The organism is Enterobacter sp. R-1.6.2 (assembly GCF_035064085.1).
Lineage (GTDB): Bacteria > Pseudomonadota > Gammaproteobacteria > Enterobacterales > Enterobacteriaceae > Enterobacter > Enterobacter asburiae_B.
In genome coordinates, this window is the sequence record NZ_JASEYI010000008.1 from 97039 (window position 1) to 118124 (window position 21086).

The window sequence follows — 21086 nt, forward strand, 5'->3', positions numbered from 1 at the left end:
CCAATGTTTAGCAGTAGACAAAAAGAAGAACGAATACCAGATTAAGAGCCTATCTCAATAGGATCTTATTCCAGACAATAAGACCACAGGCAAAATGCAGCATGGCCTTGTAACTTTCGGTCTCCTTTTCCCATCGGGTCAGGGCCCGGCGAAAGTGATTCATCCAGCTATGAGTCCCCTCAACGACCCAACAATGGGCCTTGCAGTCATATTTTTACTGGCATCAGACTCCTCTTTACGGGACTGGATATGCGGCTCGTAACGACCGCTCAGCAGATACGTTTTTCAATCACTCCGCTTCGTAACCATCGCTCCTGTCCTGCTAAAATGCGTCGTGGATGCTGCAGAAATAAAATTTAATGATGCGCTTAATCATCCGGCCCCGTAGTCACGGGGGCCACGCTTTTTACGGCGTACAGGGTTCAATAAAGTATCCGGCCCGCTGCCGAACTTTACGCGGAATCGGGCCAGATTCTGTACTTAATTATCGGCATCGATCCCGATATTAACCATCTCGCGCGTCTCCATTACTCTTTGCTTATTGGCAGCATGCAGAATACGGCTAAGCAGCAGCCCAATCGCCAGCAGGGAAATCACGGAGAGCGCCAGCCCGTTCCATCCCGCTTTGGCAAAAACGAAACCGTTGAGGTAGCCCAGCACCGCCCCGCCCGCGTAATAGCAGAAGAGATAAAATGCCGTTGCCTGTCCTTTAGCATGAGAGGCGTGCCTGCTCACCCAGGAGAGAATGGTTGAGTGTGAGGTAAAGAAGGCCACCGAGAGGACAACCACCCCGAAAATAAATACCGCCGCGGTGGTGGCAAAAATGCTGATGGCGGCGCCGACAATCATCACCATCAGCAGCATGCTAAGCATATTCATGGCGCCAAACCGCACGGCCAGCCTGGCGGTCGTCGGCGCGGAGAAGAAGGTTAGCGCAAAGCTCACGGGGATCAGCCCGATATGGGTAAATGAGAGATTGAACGGTTCGCGGTGAAGATAGAAGGCGACGAAGTTAAAAATAGAGGTAAAGGAGCCGAAGAGAATAAAGCCGATAACGTAGGCCAGAGAGATATTTCTGTTTTTAAAATGTTCAATACCGCCTTTTAACATCTGCGTCAGGTTTAGCGCGGTGCTCGGGGTAAAGTTTTTCGACGCCGGAAGGAAATAGAGAACGTAAAACGCCATAAAGATCAGCAGACCGCCAAACAGCATGAAAATAACGTTCAGCGAAACGTGTTCCATCATCAGCGTGGCGAAAACCCTGCCCGACATGCTACCCAGCGAGTTACCAAAAATAAAATAGCCGGTGACTACGCCCGCCAGAACGGGAGATACCTCTTCGCAGATATAAACGGTGACCGCCGCCGTGATGCCGCTGACGGCAAGGCCAAGCAGAGCGCGATAAAGCACCAGCTCCGGCCAGGCGCTGACGGTCGTGCACATCAGCGTCAAAATGCCGCCTAGCAGCAGTGAAACGACGATAGTTTGCTTGCGTCCAAAGCGGTCGGAAAGGCTGCCGGTAAACAGCATGGCCAGGGCCAAACAGCCGACTTCGGCAGACAGGATCAGGCCAACCTGATTAAGCGGAATATGGTAAACCTCCGCCAGCTTTGGCAGCAGCGCCTGAATAGAGTATAGAGAGGCAAGCTCCGCCAGTCCGGCCAGCGGCAGCGTGAGCAGTATGGGTAAATAATTTCTGAGTCCGATGTTATTCGCTGCTGGCTTCATTTTTATTCCTCACAATTTCTTTAGATAATTTTGGTGGTACGCGCGATATGCCCAAAAAGCGTTAGCGCATCATCAGGTTGTCTGTTCAAATAACCATAGGATTTATACATTAATTATTGCCACGCGATACTCACCAGGCGTAATAGATTGAATTATGAATCGTGCATCTTATTTATTTCCAATGATCTTACGCTCAGCCAGCGTGCAGCGAGCTGAGAATTAACTCTTGCATTATTATTTTTTTTCACTTTTCAAGCTATTGCGATCACACTTTTATTAGTAGATCGCCAGATCATCGCTCATGGATAAAAAAATTAATAATATCATTGTGTTACATAAAACACGATCCGTGTTCTTTGGCCTCATGGCTGTATGTCATGCTTTTACTTAAGCTTTTTCGCTGCGGTTGCTAATATTCTGGTGACGTGAGCAATGCCTTTTGTTATTGCAGTATATAAGCAAGGTGATCCAACCATGAAACCTAAAACGTTGTACGATAAAATAATCGATGCACATATTATTCGACAATTAGACCAACAGGGTAATGTGCTGCTGTATATCGATCGCTCTATTTTGAATGAGTATACCAGCCCGCAGGCGTTCAGCGGATTACGCGAAGCGAAACGTCAGGTCTGGCAGCCAAAAAGTATTTTACTCAACGTCGATCACGTTAACCCAACGCGCCCCGAGCGCACTAAAGAGATGACCGATCCGGGCGGTGAACTCCAGGTTCGCTATTTTGAATCGAACAGCCGGGATTTTGGCCTCGAGCTTTTTGGCGTGATGGATGAGCGTCAGGGTATCGAACACGTTGTCGCCCACGAACAGGGGATGGTGCTGCCGGGCATGGTGATTGCTGCCGGTGACAGCCACACCACCACCTACGGCGCTTTTGGCGCATTCGGCTTCGGCATTGGCACCTCTGAAATTGAGCATATGCTGGCGACGCAGACGCTGGCCTATAAAAAACTGAAAACGCTGCGCGTCCGGGTGGATGGCGAGCTGCCGTTTGCCGCGACGGCAAAAGATATTGTCATGCTGCTTATCGCCCAAATCGGCGCGGATGGCGCGACGGGCTACGCAATTGAGTTTTGCGGCGAAGCGATCGCTGCGCTGAGCGTCGAAGGGCGCATGACCGTCTGCAATATGGCGGTTGAAGCAGGGGCGCGCGGCGCGTTCATGGCGCCCGACGACAAGGTATTTGCCTATATCAAATCCGCGCCGCGCGTCCCTAAGGGCGGAATGTGGCAGCAGGCTCTCGCCCACTGGCGCACTCTGCACAGCGATGAGGGCGCGGTCTTTGATAAAGAAGTGGTGCTTGACTGCGCAAACCTGACGCCGCGCGTCACCTGGGGAACCAGCCCCGATCAAGGCGGCAGCATCACCGATATCGTTCCCAACCCTGCCGATGAGCAGGACCCATCCAGGCGGCGCGACATGCAACACGCGCTGGCCTACATGGGGCTTGAACCCGGCATGCCGCTCAGCGGCATCCCTATCTCCCACGCCTTTATCGGCTCCTGCACCAACGGGCGTATTGAAGATCTACGCGCCGTCGCACAGGTGCTGCGCGATAGAAAAATCGCGCCGGGGGTCAGGGGAATCATCGTACCAGGCTCAACCCAGGTACGCGCCCGCGCCGAACGAGAAGGGCTGGCGAAAATCTTTATTGCCGCGGGATTTGAATGGCGCCAGTCCGGATGCTCGATGTGCCTTGCGATGAACGAGGACGTACTGATGCCGGGCGATCGCTGTGCGTCGAGCACCAACCGCAACTTTGCCGGTCGCCAGGGCGCGGGAGCAAGAACCCATCTGATGAGCCCGGCAATGGTGGCCGCCGCCGCGGTAGCCGGTCACCTGGTCGATGTACGCCAGTTTTTGCAGCAGGAACAATAGACAAAATGGAACCTTTCAACAGCGTTACCGGCATTGCCGCACCGATGATGGCGGCCAACATTGATACCGACGTCATCATGCCCAAACAGTTCCTTAAGGGCATCGATCGCAGCGGACTGGATAAGGGTGCTTTTTACGACCAGCGTTGGTTAGCCAGCGGCGAGCCCAACCCCGATTTTATTCTCAACCGCCCCGAGTGGCGCGGCGCGACGTTTCTGATCGTTGGCCCTAACTTTGGCTGCGGCTCCAGCCGCGAACACGCGGTTTGGGGGCTACGCCAGCTCGGTATTCGGGCGCTTATCGGCACCAGCTTCGCCGGTATTTTTAACGACAACTGCCAGCGCAACGGCGTGCTAACCCTGACGCTTTCAGCAGTGGATATCGACCTGCTGTCCCAGGTGGCAGGTAATCCGACGAGTAATCACATCACCGTTGATTTACAGCAACAACGCATTCAGGCAGGGGAAACAGCCTTCTCCTTTGCCGTGGATGAACTGAAAAAGCAGATGCTGCTGCAAGGGCACGATGCGATTAGCTACACATTGCAATATCAGCAGGAAATACGTGATTTTGAGGAGCGCCACTTTACCACGCACCCGTGGCTTGTGGCGTAGAACGTAAGAACGACTCTGAGGAGTGAGCAGAACATTATGAAACTGGTCAGTTTTATGCATCAGGGCGGCAAAAATAGCCGCGATAAAAGTTACGGCATATGGACCGAAAACGGCGTTATCGATCTGGGGACGCGGATAGGCGCACGTTATCCGACTATCAAATCACTGCTGGCTGGTGACGCTTTGGTCGAAGCTGCCGCTTACGGACAGCAGCAGCCGGACTACGCACTGGAGGATATTAGCTATCTTCCGGTTATCGAAGATCCGAACAAAATCATCTGCGTGGGCATGAACTACGCCGACAAGCGCCTTGAGTTTGACGAAAAGAATAACGAACCCACGCTGTTTATTCGCTTTGCCGATTCGCAGACCGGTCACAACGGCACACTGCTCAAACCGGAAGCCAGCGCTGAATTTGATTATGAGGGCGAGCTTGCCGTCATTATTGGTAAAAGCTGCTTTCACGCTAGCGCCGAACGGGCCCTGGAGTACGTGGGAGGCTACAGCTGCTACATGGATGGCTCCGTGCGCGACTGGCAGCATACCTGGTATACCGCCGGTAAAAACTGGCCGCAGACCGGCTCGTTTGGACCCTACTTAACCACTCAGGATGAGATTGTCGATCCACAGGCGCTGGCTATCCACACCTGGCTGAACGGGCGGATGGTACAGGACGATAACACCAGCAATATGGTACATAAGATCGCCGAGCTTATTAGCTATATCAGCACTTTTACTCGCCTGATGCCTGGAGATGTGATCATTACCGGATCGCCGGGTGGTGTGGGTAAAAAGCGCGTTCCCCCGTTATTCTTACGCCAGGGTGACCGCATTGAGGTGGAGATTGAGGGGCTTGGCCGCCTGAGCAACACGGTCAGCGAGGCGCGTCAGGTGGTTGAGATACCAGCCTGAGCGGAGAAAACATAAGGAGTTTGATGATGATAGTTACCACTGAAGGCATTAAAGATAAAGGTGAGTCTGCCTTTATTCCTGGCTTCCGGCTACTGGACGTTGAACTGGGCAATGGCATCCGCCTGCGCGCTGCGGTTGGCGGTCAGGGTGAGCCGCTGCTGATGCTGCACGGGCACCCGCAAAACCATGTAACCTGGCGCAAGATTGCCCCCACGCTTGCTCAACGCTTTACCGTCATCATGCCCGATATTCGGGGATACGGTGACAGCAGCAAGCCGCCGAGCGACCCCGAGCACCGCACCTATTCCAAGCGCGAGATGGCAAAGGATATCGTTTTGCTGATGGCGCGGTTGGGCTTTAACGACGGGTTTGCCTTTATCGGGCACGACCGCGGCGCTCGCGTCGGGCATCGCCTGGCGCTGGACTATCCGCAGCAGGTTAAGCGCAGCGTCTTTATTGATATCGCGCCAACGGCCACGATGTATGAACGTACGGATAAGGCTTTTGCCACGCGCTATTTTTGGTGGTTCTTCCTGATTCAGCCCGCGCCGCTACCGGAGAAGCTGATAGCCTCCGACCCGACCTTCTTCCTGCAAAAGCACATTAGCGGACAGTTGAAAACGCCAGGAGCGACGGAGCCGGAGGTATTTGCCGAATATCTGCGCTGCTATCAGAACCCGGAAACGCTGCACGCGGTTTGCGAAGATTACCGGGCGGCGGCCACGATAGACTTGGCTGACGATGAAGCCGATAAGCATCTGCGTATCGGAAGCCCGCTTTTGGCCCTGTGGGGTGCAAAAGGCACCGTAGGCCAACTTTATGATGTAATATCAACGTGGCAGGAAAAGGCGTTGAACGTGAGCGGCGTGCCAATGCCTTGCGGACACAGCCCTCAGGAGGAGTGCCCGGAGGAGATGCTCAGGGTCATCATGCCCTTCCTTTCCTGAAGGTTCTGCGCCGCCAACGAGGCTCGAGAACGGGCCTCATTTTTTATTCTCCGGATGGCATGCACATGAGCACTCATGACAAGCAGCGGGCGCAGTGGCCGCTTATCGAAGATCTGAACGTTTTTCTGACCGTGGTGCGCAAGGAGAGCTTTGCCAACGCGGCGGCTGAGCTTGGGCTATCGCCCTCCTATGTTAGCAAGCGTATCGGCCTGCTTGAAAAAAGTCTTGGCATGCGCCTGTTTTATCGCAGCGCCCGCACTATCCGGCTCACCGCCGACGGGCATAAGGCGCTGAGCGGAGCGATCTCCGTCCTGGACAGCATGGACGAGTTCGTGTCGGGGCTTGCCGCCTGGCGCGACGCCATCGAGGGAAATATCCACATTAGCTGCTCGTTTGGGTTCGGTTCAACGTACATGGCAAACGCGCTCTCCGCGCTGGCGGAACGCTACCCGGCGCTAAACGTTAAGCTCACCCTGACCGACCAGGTGGTTGACCTTATCGAAGAGGGCGTGGATCTCGAGATCCACGTCGGCGACGATATTAAAGATCTCTACATTACCCGCAGGCTCTCGCTCAATCGACGGGTGCTGTGCGCCGCGCCGCAGTATCTTGCCAGGCACGGCACACCAGCTCAGATAAGCGATCTCAAGCAGCACAAGTGTCTGGTCATCCAGGAGCGTAGCGCGCAGTTCGGTGTCTGGCCGCTCACCAACGGGCTCGACAGCACGCAACTGCATATCGGCAGCCAGCTTTCCTCCAACAGTGGCAGAGTGGTGCTGAACTGGGCGCTTAACGGCCACGGGATTATTCTTCGCTCCCTGTGGGAGGTTCAGCGCTATCTGACGAGCGGTGAACTGGTGCAAATTCTTCCGTCGTGGCATCAGAGCGCCAACATCTGGGCTGTTTACTCCAACCGCACTTCAGGTTCGGCAAAGCTGAAGGTATGCATCGATTTCCTGATGGACTATTTTCAGCAAACTCCTCCCGTCAGCGACGCGCTGTGGGGAAAAATAACGTCTGAGGATGGGAAGAGCCAGCTTTGTTAACGAAGGGCCTGCTGGCGCGCTATCGGGACTGGTAAGAGGTCCTTACCACGCCGGGTTTCAGCCTGGAGCCGTTAGCTCCGTCGGCAAGTCTCCCACATCCTCCCAAGTTACTCCATCGTGGTATTTGTATCTTTCCTCATACAGTAGGGGCTGAACGATAGACCCATAAAATAAAGCCGTACCAGCATGGGCTGATACGGCTTTATTTTAGCTAAAATGTCTCGTGGGTATTTTTTCGTACTCGAATAAAAGGTGGTACATATGCTTCCTGGCATGTATCCAGATAATCCGACCACCACTGCATCATGGCCTTGCGGGCTTCAAGATGCTCTGCTTTGTGTATATAAGCCAGGCGAACGGTGTTTCGTTCCTGGTGACTCATCTGGCGTTCAACGGCGTCCTGAAGCCAAAGTCCGGATTCCATCAGAGCGCTACATGCCATTGCCCGGAATCCATGTCCGCAGACATCTACTTTCGTATCATAGCCCATCAGTTGTAGTGCCTTGTTGACCGTATTTTCACACATTGGCTTGTAAGGGCTATGGTCACCGGGGAATACTATTTCCAGATGACCTGAGATTTCCTTTATTTGTTTCAGTATACAGATGGCCTGTCGGGACAACGGCACGATATGCGGTGTGCGCATTTTGGCACCACGTCCGGAATAACGCACTCCTGTAATGGTCTCGCGTGTGGCGGGTATGGTCCAGATCCGGTTTCTGAAATCAATCTCGTTCCAGCGTGCAAAACGCAGTTCACTGGAGCGAATGAACAGATGCAGCGTCAGCATGACCGCCAGTCTGGTCAACTCACGGCCCTGATGATATCCCTCAATGCGTTCAATCAGCTCAGGCAGCCGTTCAAGCGGCAGGGCGGGATAATGCCGTCTGACGGGCGGAGCCGTTACACCATCAAGATTTGCCGCCGGGTTGGTGTCGATCAACCCCTGATGGACCGCATGGCGCATGATGCTGCAAAGGTGTTGCCGCGTGCGGGACGCGACTTCCAACAAGCCTTTTTCTTCAATGCCTTTCAGCAGGTCAATGAAATTCCGGGGTTTAAGTTCTGACACTGACTGATGTCCGATAATCGGAAAGATATGATTGTTCATGCTGGCAAGCAGACGGTCAGCAGTGTTCTGTGACCATTTCCTGTTACTTTTATGCCATGACAACGCCACGGTTTTAAACACTTTTTCCGGTGTGCCTGCAATGCGTTCAGCGGCCCGCTGCTTTGCCGGGTTGATGTTCAGCGCCAGCATCTTACGGATACCTTCACGTTGTTGTCGTGCATCAGAGAGGGAAACAGCAGGATAAGCACCCAACGCAATACGGGATTCCTTACCACTGATACGATACTTGAGATACCAGTGACGTGAGCCGCCGGGTTTGATAAGAAGATACAGACCGTGAGAATCGGAAACTTTGAAGGGTTTTGCGGATGGTTTTAAGTTGCGGATTTTTGAGTCGTTAAGAGACATTTGGGGGTCACTCCGTCATCGAACCAACTTGACCCCAAATCTGACCACCAAATTCTCCCGATGCGGAGGGTAAACTGAAAATACATCGGGAAGACTTTTCACGCTAACTTATTGAATCTGAATCACACAGGGATTTGCAAAGCGGCATGAAAACAAGAATCTGGCTCCTCTGACTGGACTCGAACCAGTGACATACGGATTAACAGTCCGCCGTTCTACCGACTGAACTACAGAGGAATCGTGTGAACGGGGCGAATATTATCGACCTGCGTTCACCTTGTCAAAGGGGGAAATTAAACTTTTCGTTCGTTTGCCGACAATTTCAGCAAATCGCTGATTTTATAGCAAATTCGCGTTGAAATTACACAGCAAAATGCGCCGCCCGCAGGCGGCGCGCAGGATCAGAACAGTACGGAGTAGTTCAGACCAAACGTACGTCCGCGGCCTTTATAGGTATACAGCCCCGGTGCGCCGTAGGTTGGGCTATACAGCCCCGGTGCGCGCTGGCCCCAGGCGGTGGTGTAGTCTTTGTCCAGCAGGTTTTCCACGCTGAAGCTGACCTTACCCACCGGCAGGGCGTAGCTGCCCAGGAAGTCGACCGTGTTATAGCCATCGATCTTCTTGCCGTCGGAATCTGACACGTCAAAGGTCTGCGTGCTCTGCACGCGCAGGGTCCAGTCGCCCGGCGCCCAGTTGACCCATGCGCTGGCTTTCGACGGGCTGGCGCTGTCAACCGTCAGCTTCTCCCATTTGCCGTTTTCGCGCGTTTCAGACTTGATGGCGTTAAAGTTCGCACCGGTGCTCCAGTCGCTGTCGGTGAAGAAATAGTCCACCTGACCTTCAACCCCGTAGATACGACGCTTGTCGTCTTCCAGGTTGATGGTCATATCCGTCTTGTTGATGGTGATGGTTTTATCCGAGAGCGAGTAATACGCCGCGACCTGCGTGCGCAGATTATCGCCGGTATAGCGCCAGCCCAGCTCATAAGCGTTGACCTTGATACCGTCCAGCGTCGAGTCGTTCACGTTGACGCTGTTCAGCAGGCGATAGTGACCGTTGCTGAGCTGATAGGTGCCGGAGCCGTAGTACTTCGCCAGGTCCGGAATTTCGAAGCCCTGGGAGAAGTTAAACCACAGCTGCTGCTGTTCGGTCAGGCGACCGAGGATCCCGGCGTTAAACAGGAAGTTGTTGTAATCGGTTTTCCCGCCCGGCACCGCGTCGGCGGAGGTGGCTTTCCCGGTGGCGATGGCCTGCTGCTGGGTGTAACCGACAAAGTCGTCTACCTTGTTCTCGGTGTACTGATAACGTACGCCGCCGCTCAGGGTGATGGCGTCAATGTCGTAGCTGGCCTGCAGGAACGGGGCGAGGTTGGTGATGCTGTAGCCCGGGTAACGGCCCACGTTGTAGGCGTTATCCAGCTCCATGCCGCCGCTCGCCGCGGCCTTGCTCAGGTTGAAGAACTGCTGGTTGGCATCGAAGGTTTCGTGGTCGGCATCCACACCCCAGGTCAGCGTTAAATCGTCCACCGGCTTGCTGTTCAGCGTCAGCTTGCCGCCGTAAAAATCGGTTTTCTGCTGGGACGCGCCGATGCTGCTCACCACGCCTTTGGTCAGGGTCGGGAACGGATAATAGGTCAGGCTCTCGTCGCGATAGTAAATCTGCGCGACCAGATCCTGGCCCCAGAAATCGGTATTGGAGTACTGCAGGTTAATCAGATGGCGCTCGGTGCCCGGTACGCGGTCAGAATCAAGATTATCTTTGTTGTACGCGGTCGCATCGCCTGTTACCGCCGAGAAGTTCTTCCCGAGATACAGGCCATGCTTGCCGTCGGACTCGCTCTTGTAGTACTGGGTCGTCAGCTGCAGCTGCTGACGATCGTCAATGTTGATGGTGCCTGTGCCCATCACATCTATACGGTCGGAATACTGGAGGCCGGTCTGGGTGTTATCGATAATCACCTCGTTGCCTTTGCCGTCATACCAGCCGCCGTAGCGCTGATACGACACCGACAGACGACCGGAGGCGTTGTCGTTACCGCCGCTTACGGCTGCCGACACGTTCTCATCGCGATCGTTGTGGCTGTTAAACCCGCTCTTTGCCCCGGTCTGGAACTCCACTTCGGTATCCGGCTGGCCTTTTTTGGTGACGATGTTCACCAGGCCGCCGGTGCTGCCGCCGCCGTAGAGCGAGGTGGCGCCGGAGATCACTTCGATACGGTCAATGTTGAACGGATCGATAGAGTCCAGCTGGCGGCTGTCGCTGCGGGACGAGTTCAGGCGAACGCCGTCCACCATCACCATCATGGAGCGGCCGCGCAGGTTCATGCCGTAGTTGGTACGGCCCTGGCTGCTGACGTCCATACCTGGGATCAGCTGTGCCAGCACTTCTTTAATCTCTTTCCCGCCCTGAACCTGCTGCTCAATTTCAGCCCGTTCAATGACCCAGGTGGTCTGCGCCATCTCCGCCACGCTGCGGTGCGCGCGGCTGGCGGAGACCACGATATTTTCTTCCTTTTGTTCTTCCGCCCACGCAGAGGTAGAAAGCATTGCAAGCAAGCAAGGATTTAAAACCCAAAGATGAGAACGTTTCATTGTTATGTTGATCCTGATTGTGTGTGTCAGTACTCGGTGGTTTTTGCTAACGATTTAAAAACCGGGCTGTTCTCCGGGCTGGTGGTGCTGCGCCAGTGGATAACGCCGGGTGTGGTAGCCAGCTCAAACGGCTCGTCGGCGTGCGCGCGATTAAGAATTCGCGCCGCGCGCCAGGCCATCAGGCTGAGCTGGGGTTCGGCAATGCCGAGACGGTGCATCCCAGCATTCACGGCGAACAGGCGGTTGCTCTGCGGGCCGTCCCATTCGAGGGTGAAATCGTTGTTAATGCAGAAGGCTTCGTCCGTATCCAGATGCAGGCGGTGAGACAGCGGCGCGAGGAACGCGGGCTGCACGGCGCGGTAGCCGGTGGCGAAAATCACCACGTCGCTCTCCAGCTGCTCGCGGCCGCCGTCGAGGTGATGCTGAATGCTCAGGCGATGGCCGTTTTCCTGGCGCGTCAGCGCCGTCACCGAGCGGGACGGCAGGAGATGCGCCCAGGGTTTTTCACGCAGCACTTCGAAGCGGTGGTACATGGCGCGGTAAATCGCCAGCAGGGACTCGGTGGTGATCCCGTCGGACGTCATCTTCTGCTCGTGCAGCATCTGCCGACGGGCCTCTTCACCCAGCGTGGAGAAGCTGTCCACGTACTCCGGCGTGAAATACTCGTTGGCAAAGGCGGCTTCATCCAGCGCATTATAGTTATTGCGGCGTGATACCCAGTTCAGGCTCAGCGGCTGGCCCCATTCGCCGCGGAAGATATTCAAAAACAGGTCGGCGCCGCTCTGGCCGCCGCCGACGACGGTGACGCGCTTGCCCGCGAGATCCGGCGTGCGCAGCATCATCTCGCTGGCGTGGAAGCAGGTATCGTCCTGCGCGGTGACGCAGTCAGGCAGGTTGATCTGTTTGCCAATCCCCACGCAGACGTGGCGCGCCAGGAAGCGGTCGCGCTGGGTCACCACCTCAAACAGGCCGCTTTTCTCATCAAAGCTCACCTGCTGTACCTGCTGGCTGAAGGCGAGATTGGTAAGGTTTTCCGCCGCCCAGCACAGGTAGTCCGCAAACTCTTCGCGGGAGACGGTGCGCTGCTCGGTGGTCAGGAAGCGGTAGAACTTTTTGCGCTGCACCAGGTAGTTCAGGAAGCTGTGGCGGTTGGTTGGCTCCACGGCGCTGACCAGATCCTTCAGGAAGCTGGTCTGCATGTGGCAGTCCGGCACCATCATTCCCGGGTGCCAGGAGAAGTGCGGCTTGCGCTCAAGGAACAGCGAGCTAAAGCCGTCCAGCCCTTCGGCCAGAGCGGCGATGCTGAGGTTAAACGGGCCAATACCAATGCCGATGAAATCATAGGTTTTCATTGCGCTGACTCCCGGGAGGCGAGAAAAAGAGGGTTATCAAGGTCGGTGACGTAGTTCGGCAGCATGCGGCTGCCGCCGTCGTGTTCGGAGAAGGTCAGTTTGACCGGGTTGAGGATCACGCGAATAATCTGCGGCTTGAAAAGATCGAATTTGGCGAAGCGTTCTGCCAGATCCGGGTGCGCCGCCATATAACCCCGTAAAACCCCGGCCAGAATCTGGTAGAAACGCGTTTCGCTCACGCCGCATTGCAGCGTGAGGCGCGAGATAAAGCGCAGCACCGTCACAAAGTTACCGGTTTGCAGATCGTGAATAATGTAATCCGCGCTCAGGCGCGCCGTGACGGCCTTCACCTGCTCCGGCAGGCTCCGGGCCTGCGGGAAATCCTCATCCACCAGGCGCATATCGCCCTGGAAATCTTTCAGCAGGATGCGCTGCGGGACGTAGTCCTTAATCACCAGCGTCACGTTCTGGCCGTGGGCGATCAGCGCCACGCCGTAGCGGCAGAGCAGGTGATAGAACGGGATCACCGTTGCCTCGAACAGCTTTTCAAGCCACGCGTCGGCGCTTAGCCCCGAGCGTTTAATCCACGCGTCGATCAGCGGGCGCCCGGCGTTATCGGTTTCCATCAGCGCTGCCATCAGCACCGCCTGTTCACCATCTTCTACATAACAGGACGGATTCTCGCGCCAGATCACCCCCAGCATCTCCTGATAGCGGTAGGGCGCTTTCGGCAATGCGGCATAGCCCGGATGCGACAGATATCCGGCGGCGGGTTCGCCAAGCACCTGTGCACCGGAGCGGATCAGCGTGGCGTCGGTAGCGAACTGCTGCTGCAGCCAGCGCGAAGCCAGCGGCCCGGCGGCAATGTATTTGCCCGGAATGCCGCGATAGCAGGAGGTGTTGTAGATGGTCAGCGGAAGCTTGATGTCATACGGCGCGCGACGGCTGGCGTTAGTGAGCGTGCGCAGGGACTGCTGCGCCAGATACTCGTCGCCAAATTCGCCCAGCTCAACCATCTCACCGCGCGCCAGCTGCGCCAGGAAATGAACGGCGATCTTCTGCTGCCACTGCCACGGGTGCAGCGGCACCGGCAGCCAGCCGTCGTCGAGACCCAGCGCCTGCCAGCGGGCGTTGAAGCGGGCGCGCTCGGCGTTGTCCATGGCGCTGGCCAGCAGAGCGCTGATATCGCAATCGGCGTCGCTGCTCCAGACCAGATGCTCTCGCTGAACGGCGACCCAGTGCAGGCGAAAACGTCCGCGATACTCAGGCGCGTACTGACGCAGCGCGTCCAGGCCCCAGCCGCGGCGACCTTTGTTGAAAATAAACTTCGGGTGACCGCTCATCAGACACTGTAATTCGTCCGGGTCGAGGTGGATCAGCGCGTCCGCGTCCAGCGCTTCACGCGCCTGCAGCAGCTGCATGTCGCCGCGCAGCGTGGCGTAGAGATCTTCCATATGCTCTGCCGTTTGCGCGTCGCTCATCTCCAGCACTTTCGCCAGCTGCAGCAGCGCGCGTTCCGCTTCCACGGCATCGCCGCTGGCTGTAGTCAGGCTGTCCGGGTCGATATGCAGCCAGCCCCAGATCCCGCGCGTGGCGCGAAACTGCCAGGACTCGTTGCCCATGGCGATGCGCCAGCCGTTCGACGAAACCGGCTCAGCGCGCAGGGTGCGTTCGTACTCCAGCTCGGCGAGGATCTTCGCCACCATCTCGCGGTTCACTTTCTGCCAGAGCGCGTTCACAGTTCCACCTCGCTGAAGAAGCGGTGGCGCTGGCTCATGATGAGGCGCGAGCGCTTGTGCGGGAAGTCGAACTCTTTCACCGTGTCGAAACCGGCGGAGGCCAGATGGCGGAACAGGCGCTGGTTGTCGAAGCGCGGCTCGGCGACAATTCGCGCGGTGCGCGGTTCATCGAGATACAGATAGTGGCTCAGGCCGCGCAGCCAGCTGCGGATGTACTGTGCGCCGCGCCAGTTCTCTTCGCCCACCAGCATGTGCAGCCCGCGGTCAAACGGCTGCCAGCGGTAGTGGCGGCCAATGCGGTCTTCTGGCGCCCAGTAGAGCTCAAAATAGCCGAACGGCTGGTCATCGAAGCAGCCGATAACCGGGTAGCAGTAGGTCGAGTCAAGCTGGCGGCGCAGGTAGTTTTCCTGCTCGACCTGCGGGCCCGCCATCTCCCAGAAGGCGTTCACGCGCGGGTTGTTCATCCAGCGCGTAAAGCGCTCGCCGTCCAGCGCCACGTCGACCACGCGGAAGCTGAGGGTGCGCTTAATTTGCTGATCGTAACGACGGTATACTTCGCCCTGCGGGCGGTGAGGACGCAGCGGGAAGTACAGCTGACGGCTTTCATCAAACTGCATCCCGCCGCTGGCCTGCGGCCGTTCGCCTTTCAGCCACAGCGGCAGCTGCCAGAAGGTTTCGCGTGCCAGATAGTCCCCGTGGGCCAGGCTAAACAGCGCCTGCGCCTGGGGGGCATCCTGCCAGGCTGCCCAGGGCAGGGTAATGCCGGTCAGCGCGGGCGCGGCAACAAACAGCTGATCGAGTGCTTCGACCAGCCAGCCGTCCGGGATCCCATTCAGACGCTCCAGCACCGCGCTGCCGTCGAGACCCAACGTCAGCGGCAGCGCGCGATCCGTTGCGGTGCAGCGAAAGCCGTAGCCGGAATGGACGATATTCGCGATGGACATTACGCCTTCTCCTTGTAAAACGGGTTGCTAAAGTCGAAATAGATCACCGCCGGATCGACGATGGTGTTTTCATTGCGATCGTGCAGGTAGCAGAAGAAGTTGCCTTTGCAGTTCCATGTCGGGCTGTCGAGGACGTAGTCGAGGCAGCGGGTCTGCTTCGCCGTGCGGCGCAGTTCGGCCAGCGCGTCGCGCACGCGGGACATCAGGTTCTCCTCACTGTCGAAACCGGCGGCGGCGAGGGCGGCGGTGACGGCAAGGGTAGAGTTCAGCAGCAGGTAATAAGGGAAGTAGCGCAGCAGCTGGCTCTCACCGAAGCGGTTTTCCACCTCCGTTTCGCCCGCTGAATTCAGCCACGCGTCGGCACCTTCGGTCCACGCGCTGCCCTGGCAGTCGCGGTAAATCAGCCCGACGGGGAAATCCTGCTGCATCTCAACGAGGATATTTTGCTGGTGCGCCAGCAGGACCAGGCCGTAGTCCGCCTCGGCGCTGAACAGCGGGAGCAACACGCGGTCGCAATAGGCGTCCAGCCAGCAGCGGGCGGCCTGGGCGAGGGGTAAATCCAGACGCTGGCTCAGACGGCGCACCGCGGAGGCCAGCAGGCTGTCGCCGCCGTCCGGCGCAGCCTGGGTCAGGCTCACCAGCACGTTGGTCTGGGTGTCTGGCGTATCGAACAGCAGATTGACGCGCAGGGCCATCAGGCTCTCATCCTGAATAACGCCGCTTTCGTCACGCAGCCCCGCCCAGCCGTCCTCCTGCATCACGCGCATGGTCGGGTAGCGGGCCTGTAATTCTTGCCAGCGTTCCGTTTTCGCCAGGCGCGCCAGGCGCATTCCGCGCTTAACTTCTTTGACCGACAGCGTGCGCACGGAGTTGGTCAGGCGCACGCTGAGGGAGAACTTAATCATGTCGCTGTTGGTTTCGCTGTACAGCGAGCGGGACGAGCTGGTAGGCAGCCACTGCGCGCCCGCTTCGCCCAGATCCTGCAATGAACCGTTTTCCGCCAGACGCTGGCACCAGTCCTGCTCCAGCAGAAAGTCGGCCTGCCACGGATGCATCGGCAGCAGCCAGCGGGTGTCGGTGAAGTGGCCGAGCAGCTCAGGCGCGCTCTGGGCCGCGAAGCGCAGCAGGCGCTCACGCAGGGAGACGTTCAGGCTGTCGCCGGCAACGAGCGCGCTCTCAACGGCAAACCAGCGCAGCGGGAAGCGGGAGGCGAAATCAGGAAGATAGCGACGCGCCTCTGTTTCGTTGAACGGCTCGTGCGACTTCGGCGCCGGGTGAAACGCGTGGCCGACCAGCAGCGCCTGTTCCGCTTCAGCAAAAGTCAGTGGCTTATCGCGCAGGTTTACCCAGCCGTGGCGGAGATCGATCGCCTGCCAGGTGTGGGCATGGCTTTCGAGAACGCGCTGCTTAAAACGCGCCAGCGTATCGGCATCCAGCGAGCCTTTTACTGACGGTTTTTCAAGAATTAAATCAACCAGTTGATCAAATGTGACGGCGTCACCGTCATCACTGTTGCTCTGAAGAAGCGTGGCCGGGAAACGGTACTGATGATGCTGGGTGGGAGAGAAATAGCGTACCGGAACCCGAAGCGCCTGGGTTTGGGACAGCGGGATATGAATGTTCGGTAACGCATCCGCAGCGGTAGCGGGGAGATAGCGCCAGTCCTTCGTTTCGCGCAACAGGGCGTTCAAAAAACACTGGGCTGCAACGTCTGTACCGGCAGAGCGGGTCAGAGCACGCATAGATGTACCTCATTCCATGATTGATAATAATTCTCGTTATGATATTCATTCTGTTTACAGTCGCAACCATTTTTGCAATATTTGTTTTCATAAACTTCATGATTTCCACACATTTATTGACACTATGTTCACATTCTCATGCGCACTGACTCAGAAACATTGACCGAAAAGGTCATCTCAAAAGCCAACTGGCCCCTGGCGCTATGTGCGGGTTTATTAGGTATCGGGCAAAACGGCCTGCTGGTGATGCTCCCGCAGCTGGTGACCCTGACCGGGCTGTCGCTCTCGGTCTGGGCCGGTCTGCTGATGTTCGGATCCATGCTCTTTTTACCGGCCTCGCCCTGGTGGGGACGCCAGAGCGAGCGGCGGGGATGTAAGGCCGTGATGGTGGCCTCGCTGAGCGGCTATCTGGCCAGTTTCGCCGTCATGGCGCTGGTGGTCTGGGCGATGGCGGCCGGAAGGCTGGATACCGTCTGGGGACTGGCGGGACTGATTCTTTCACGTCTGCTTTACGGACTGACGGTCTCGGGGCTGGTGCCTGCGGCCCAGACGTGGGCTATTCAGCGTGCGGGGCTGGAGAAGAGAATGGCGGCGCTGGCGACGATAAGCTCCGGCCTCAGCTGCGGACGTTTGCTCGGCCCGCCGCTGGCGGCGCTGATGCTCAGCGTCAGCCCGGTGGCGCCGCTCTGGCTGATGGCGATCGCGCCGTTAATCGCCCTGCTGCTGATTCTTCGCGAAGCCGCAGACCCGCCGCTGCCGCCGGTGGCGCACCAGGCGACCCGCCTGCAGGCCTCGATGCTGCCGTTCCTGCTGCTGGCGCTGCTGCTGGCGGCGCTGGTCAGCCTGATGCAGCTTGGCCTGTCACCGCATCTTAGCCCTCTGCTGGAGGGCAACGCCCGGGAGATCAGCCATCATGTTGCGCTTCTGCTGAGCCTGGCCGCGCTGGCCACGCTCGCGGCGCAGTTTCTGGTGGTCCGCCCGCAGCATTTCACTCCGGTGACGTTGCTCTGCATCGCGGCGGTGTTAATGGTCGCAGGGCTTGGGCTGATGACCGTCGCGAGTTTAACGCTGTTCTACGTAGGGATTGTTATCACTTCACTCGGGGCGGCGATGGCCACGCCGGGCTACCAGCTGCTGCTGAACGACAGACTGACCACCGGGAAAGGGGCGGGCGTCATCGCCACCAGCCACACGTTAGGCTACGGCGTCAGCGCGCTGCTGGTGCCTGTGGTGACGCGCTTTTACGGCGAGCAGTCTTTGACGGTGGCCGCATGGGGAATGGCAGTGTTGTTTTTAGCGTTGAGCATAGGGGTACGGTCAACCGAGCGGACCCCTTCTGAAAAGCCTTAATGGATCTGGCGGGAGGAATGGCCGCCAGACTCCTCATTTTGCCGCAGACGCTGGAGCGGATCCTGCTGATAAAACTGGCAGAAACGCTGCCACAGCGCCGGGAAGCGGGGCGCGAAGAGCTCGGGCGCGCTGAAGAAATACTCCGAGAGCACCGCAAAGCACTCGGCCGGGTCGGTTGCCGCATAGGCGTCAATGCTGGCCGCGCTTTCGCCCACCAGGTCTATTTCATCCTGAATGTTATCCATCGCCGCGTGCAGATCGTGCTCCCAGCCCGCCACTTCGCGAAGCGGGATCAGCGGAACTCCGCTGGCGCGATCGCCGTTGCGGGTATCGAGCTTATGCGCCACTTCATGGATAACCAGATTAAAACCGGACGCATCGAACGAGTCCTGAATGTCGAGCCAGTTGAGGATAATCGGCCCCTGCTGCCAGCTTTGTCCGGACTGCACCACGCGCTGGTTGTGCACCAGCCCAATGTCATCTTCCCACTCGTCATCGACGATAAAGGGGGCCGGATAGATCAGCACCTCGTGGAAACCGTCCAGCCACTCAATGCCGAGCTCAAGCACCGGCAGACAGAAAAGCAGGGCGATGCGCGCGTTTTTCAGGGGATCGAGTTCGAAACCCTGCAGTGGAACCAGGCGTTTTTGCTGTAAAAAACGATCCGCCAGCTGAACCAGTTTCGCTTGTTCATCCGGCTTAAGATTAGCCAGAACAGGGATCGTCAGCGCGTCATCCCATGGCAGCGCCATATCCCGGCCAGCTTCATTCGTTTTCCAGGGCCACTTTATCATCGCTTTGCTCGCAAACTCGTCACTTGAACAAAAATGGGAAAGTCAGGTTTGGTTAAGATGCCAGAAAATCGCTCACTGCGACAATTCCAGCCTGAATAAACTATCATTCGTACGTAGCGGTGGGTAGCGGTTTACGGGCATCACCTTCATTTTGTGAAGTCTGTCGTAGCCTGCATCCACCGGTCTGGTGAAGAAATCAGTACGGTATTGAAAAGATGAGCGATTTCAAAGGTAACAAGCAGGACCTGCCCAGCCGGGCGTGCGCGCACTGCCAGCGGCCCATGACGTGGCGCAAGAAATGGGCGAAATGCTGGGATGAGGTCAAATACTGTTCCGAGCGCTGTCGCAGGAGCCACCGTTGACCGAACTGCGCCTGATCCTCGGCGATCAGCTTAATCCGCACCACAGCTGGTTTGATGCCTGCAATCCAAATGTCATTTACGTGATGCTGGAGCTGCGGGCAGAAACCGCGTACGTGCTTCACCACGCTCAGAAAGTGATCGCCATTTTTGCGGCCATGCGCGCGTTTGCCTCTGCGTTAAAAGAGAAGGGGCATCGGGTGAGGTATGTCCGGCTCTCTGACGACTCAAACCGCGGCGCGCTGGAAGACAATCTCAACGCGCTTGTCGCGCATTACGGCGCCGACAGGGTGATATGGCAGGAGCCCGACGAATGGCGCCTGGACACGCAGCTGCAGGCGTGGGCGAAAGCGGCGTCCGTCGAAACGGCCTGCGTCAGCAGCGAGCATTTCTTCACCACCCGTGAACAGGTGAGCGCGTTCTTTGCGACGCGCAAAAGCTGGCGAATGGAGTACTTTTACCGGGAAATTCGTCGTCAGCACGGCGTACTGTTAACCTCAGAAGGCGAGCCGGAAGGGGGAAAATGGAATTATGATGCTGAAAATCGCAAGCGCTGGTCCGGCGAGCCGCCCGCGCCGGAGGATTCGCGTCCGCGCCACGATTATTCAGCCTTATGGGCGGAGATCCAGTTCTGCGGCGTAAACACCTTCGGCGAACCGCAGGCCGGGAATTTTCGCTGGCCGCTCAACCGTTCGGAAGCTAAAGCCAGGCTGGATGAATTTATCGCTCGCGTGCTCCCGCAGTTCGGCGCCTGGCAGGACGCGATGCACGCTGAGGAGCCTTTTCTGTTCCACTCGTTAATTTCATTCGCGCTGAACACCAAAATGCTTAATCCCCGGGAAGTGGTGGCTGCCGCCCAGCAGGCATGGCGTTCGGGCCATGCGCCGCTGCCTGCCGTCGAAGGGTTTATCCGACAAATTCTCGGCTGGCGGGAGTACGTGCGTGGGATCTACTGGTCGCAGATGCCGGGCTATCGGAAGCTGAATGCCTTAGACCAGCACGCCCCGCTGCCGGACTGGTTCTGGACCGGCAGGACGCAGATGCGCTGCCTGGCGCATGCCGTTGGACAGTCGCTCACCGAGGCTTACGCCCACCATATCCAGCGCCTGATGGTCATCGGGAACTTTAGCCTGCTCAGCGGCCTGTCGCCGCAGGCGGTTCATGAATGGTATCTGGGGGTCTATATTGATGCCTTTGAATGGGTGGAGCTGCCCAATACCCTTGGCATGAGCCAGTTTGGCGATGGCGGGTTGCTGGCCAGTAAACCCTACGTCTCGAGCGCGTCGTATATTCATAAGATGAGTAATTACTGTCAGGGGTGCCGGTATCAACACAGCCAGCGTACCGGAGAGCTGGCGTGCCCCTTCAATGCCCTTTACTGGGATTTCTTTGCGCGCAACCAGGCGCGTCTGGGTAACAATCCCCGCCTGGGCATTGTCTTTAAACAGCTTGCGGACATGAAGGAAGAGGAGCGGCAGGCCATTGCCGATCGCGCCGGGTATATTCGCCTGCATCTCAACGAGCTCTGACGTATTTCACCACCGCGCCGGTTGCGGCGGGTTAATAAGACGCTATTATTTTTGACTTTGTTG

At 57.4% G+C, this 21086-nt stretch carries 16 protein-coding genes, 1 tRNA gene and 1 pseudogene; 8 read left to right on the forward strand and 10 right to left on the reverse strand.

The window, feature by feature from the left end:
• Positions 1-49: 49 nt before the first annotated feature.
• Together QMN93_RS10870 and QMN93_RS10875 are read right to left on the reverse strand one after the other, a co-directional pair.
• Positions 50-307: pseudogene (locus QMN93_RS10870) on the reverse strand (IS5/IS1182 family transposase); the annotation flags it as partial.
• A 173-nt stretch (positions 308-480) separates the two neighbouring features.
• Positions 481-1728 (reverse strand): MFS transporter, encoded by a 1248-nt coding sequence (locus QMN93_RS10875; protein ID WP_032454829.1) that lies wholly within the window; start codon positions 1726-1728, stop codon positions 481-483.
• Positions 1729-2202: 474 nt separating this feature from the next.
• Between QMN93_RS10875 and leuC the strand changes: the two genes are divergently transcribed.
• The 5 genes from leuC to QMN93_RS10900 all read left to right on the forward strand — a co-directional run bounded on the left by leuC (position 2203) and on the right by QMN93_RS10900 (position 7143).
• Positions 2203-3624, forward strand: coding sequence for a 3-isopropylmalate dehydratase large subunit (gene leuC / locus QMN93_RS10880; RefSeq protein ID WP_032454830.1), 1422 nt, complete (start codon positions 2203-2205; stop codon positions 3622-3624).
• Between the two features lie 5 nt (positions 3625-3629).
• Positions 3630-4238, forward strand: coding sequence for a 3-isopropylmalate dehydratase small subunit (gene leuD, locus QMN93_RS10885; RefSeq protein ID WP_032454831.1), 609 nt, complete (start codon positions 3630-3632; stop codon positions 4236-4238).
• 36 nt (positions 4239-4274) lie between these two features.
• The gene (locus QMN93_RS10890; protein WP_032454832.1) at positions 4275-5150 is read left to right on the forward strand and encodes a fumarylacetoacetate hydrolase family protein; all 876 of its coding nucleotides are present in this window, start codon (positions 4275-4277) and stop codon (positions 5148-5150) included.
• Between the two features lie 23 nt (positions 5151-5173).
• Complete coding sequence (locus tag QMN93_RS10895) at positions 5174-6097, forward strand: alpha/beta fold hydrolase (RefSeq protein WP_032454833.1); 924 nt, start codon at positions 5174-5176, stop codon at positions 6095-6097.
• A gap of 65 nt (positions 6098-6162) precedes the next feature.
• Positions 6163-7143, forward strand: a complete 981-nt coding sequence (locus QMN93_RS10900; protein ID WP_050442677.1) for a LysR substrate-binding domain-containing protein — start codon at positions 6163-6165, stop codon at positions 7141-7143.
• Between the two features lie 211 nt (positions 7144-7354).
• Here the strand turns inward: QMN93_RS10900 and QMN93_RS10905 are convergent, their stop codons facing one another.
• The 7 genes from QMN93_RS10905 to QMN93_RS10935 form a co-directional block, all read right to left on the reverse strand.
• The gene (locus tag QMN93_RS10905) at positions 7355-8623 is read right to left on the reverse strand and encodes an integrase arm-type DNA-binding domain-containing protein (RefSeq protein WP_200022182.1); all 1269 of its coding nucleotides are present in this window, start codon (positions 8621-8623) and stop codon (positions 7355-7357) included.
• Between the two features lie 161 nt (positions 8624-8784).
• A tRNA-Asn gene (locus QMN93_RS10910) sits at positions 8785-8860 on the reverse strand.
• A 164-nt stretch (positions 8861-9024) separates the two neighbouring features.
• Entirely contained in the window at positions 9025-11214 is a 2190-nt protein-coding gene (locus QMN93_RS10915) for a TonB-dependent siderophore receptor (RefSeq protein WP_045142987.1), read from the reverse strand.
• 26 nt (positions 11215-11240) lie between these two features.
• The gene (locus QMN93_RS10920) at positions 11241-12566 is read right to left on the reverse strand and encodes a lysine N(6)-hydroxylase/L-ornithine N(5)-oxygenase family protein (RefSeq protein ID WP_064672766.1); all 1326 of its coding nucleotides are present in this window, start codon (positions 12564-12566) and stop codon (positions 11241-11243) included.
• Positions 12563-14305 (reverse strand): aerobactin synthase IucC, encoded by a 1743-nt coding sequence (gene iucC, locus QMN93_RS10925; protein WP_319022770.1) that lies wholly within the window; start codon positions 14303-14305, stop codon positions 12563-12565. The genes QMN93_RS10920 and iucC overlap by 4 nt, the downstream gene beginning before the upstream one ends.
• Complete coding sequence (locus QMN93_RS10930; protein ID WP_193139522.1) at positions 14302-15249, reverse strand: GNAT family N-acetyltransferase; 948 nt, start codon at positions 15247-15249, stop codon at positions 14302-14304. Before QMN93_RS10930 ends, iucC begins: the two co-directional genes overlap by 4 nt.
• Positions 15249-16991, reverse strand: a complete 1743-nt coding sequence (locus tag QMN93_RS10935) for an IucA/IucC family siderophore biosynthesis protein (protein WP_193139520.1) — start codon at positions 16989-16991, stop codon at positions 15249-15251. The genes QMN93_RS10930 and QMN93_RS10935 overlap by 1 nt, the downstream gene beginning before the upstream one ends.
• Positions 16992-17129: 138 nt before the next feature.
• Here QMN93_RS10935 and QMN93_RS10940 point away from each other — a divergent pair, with 138 nt between their 5' ends.
• Complete coding sequence (locus QMN93_RS10940; RefSeq protein WP_193139518.1) at positions 17130-18341, forward strand: MFS transporter; 1212 nt, start codon at positions 17130-17132, stop codon at positions 18339-18341.
• On the opposite strand, the gene mtfA is transcribed toward QMN93_RS10940, so the two are convergent.
• Complete coding sequence (mtfA, locus tag QMN93_RS10945) at positions 18338-19135, reverse strand: DgsA anti-repressor MtfA (RefSeq protein WP_033145920.1); 798 nt, start codon at positions 19133-19135, stop codon at positions 18338-18340. The genes QMN93_RS10940 and mtfA overlap by 4 nt on opposite strands.
• 215 nt (positions 19136-19350) lie before the next feature.
• Here mtfA and QMN93_RS10950 point away from each other — a divergent pair, with 215 nt between their 5' ends.
• Together QMN93_RS10950 and QMN93_RS10955 are read left to right on the forward strand one after the other, a co-directional pair.
• Positions 19351-19497 (forward strand): DUF2256 domain-containing protein, encoded by a 147-nt coding sequence (locus tag QMN93_RS10950; protein ID WP_071891562.1) that lies wholly within the window; start codon positions 19351-19353, stop codon positions 19495-19497.
• The gene (locus QMN93_RS10955; RefSeq protein ID WP_193139517.1) at positions 19494-21023 is read left to right on the forward strand and encodes a cryptochrome/photolyase family protein; all 1530 of its coding nucleotides are present in this window, start codon (positions 19494-19496) and stop codon (positions 21021-21023) included. Before QMN93_RS10950 ends, QMN93_RS10955 begins: the two co-directional genes overlap by 4 nt.
• Positions 21024-21086: the final 63 nt, after the last annotated feature.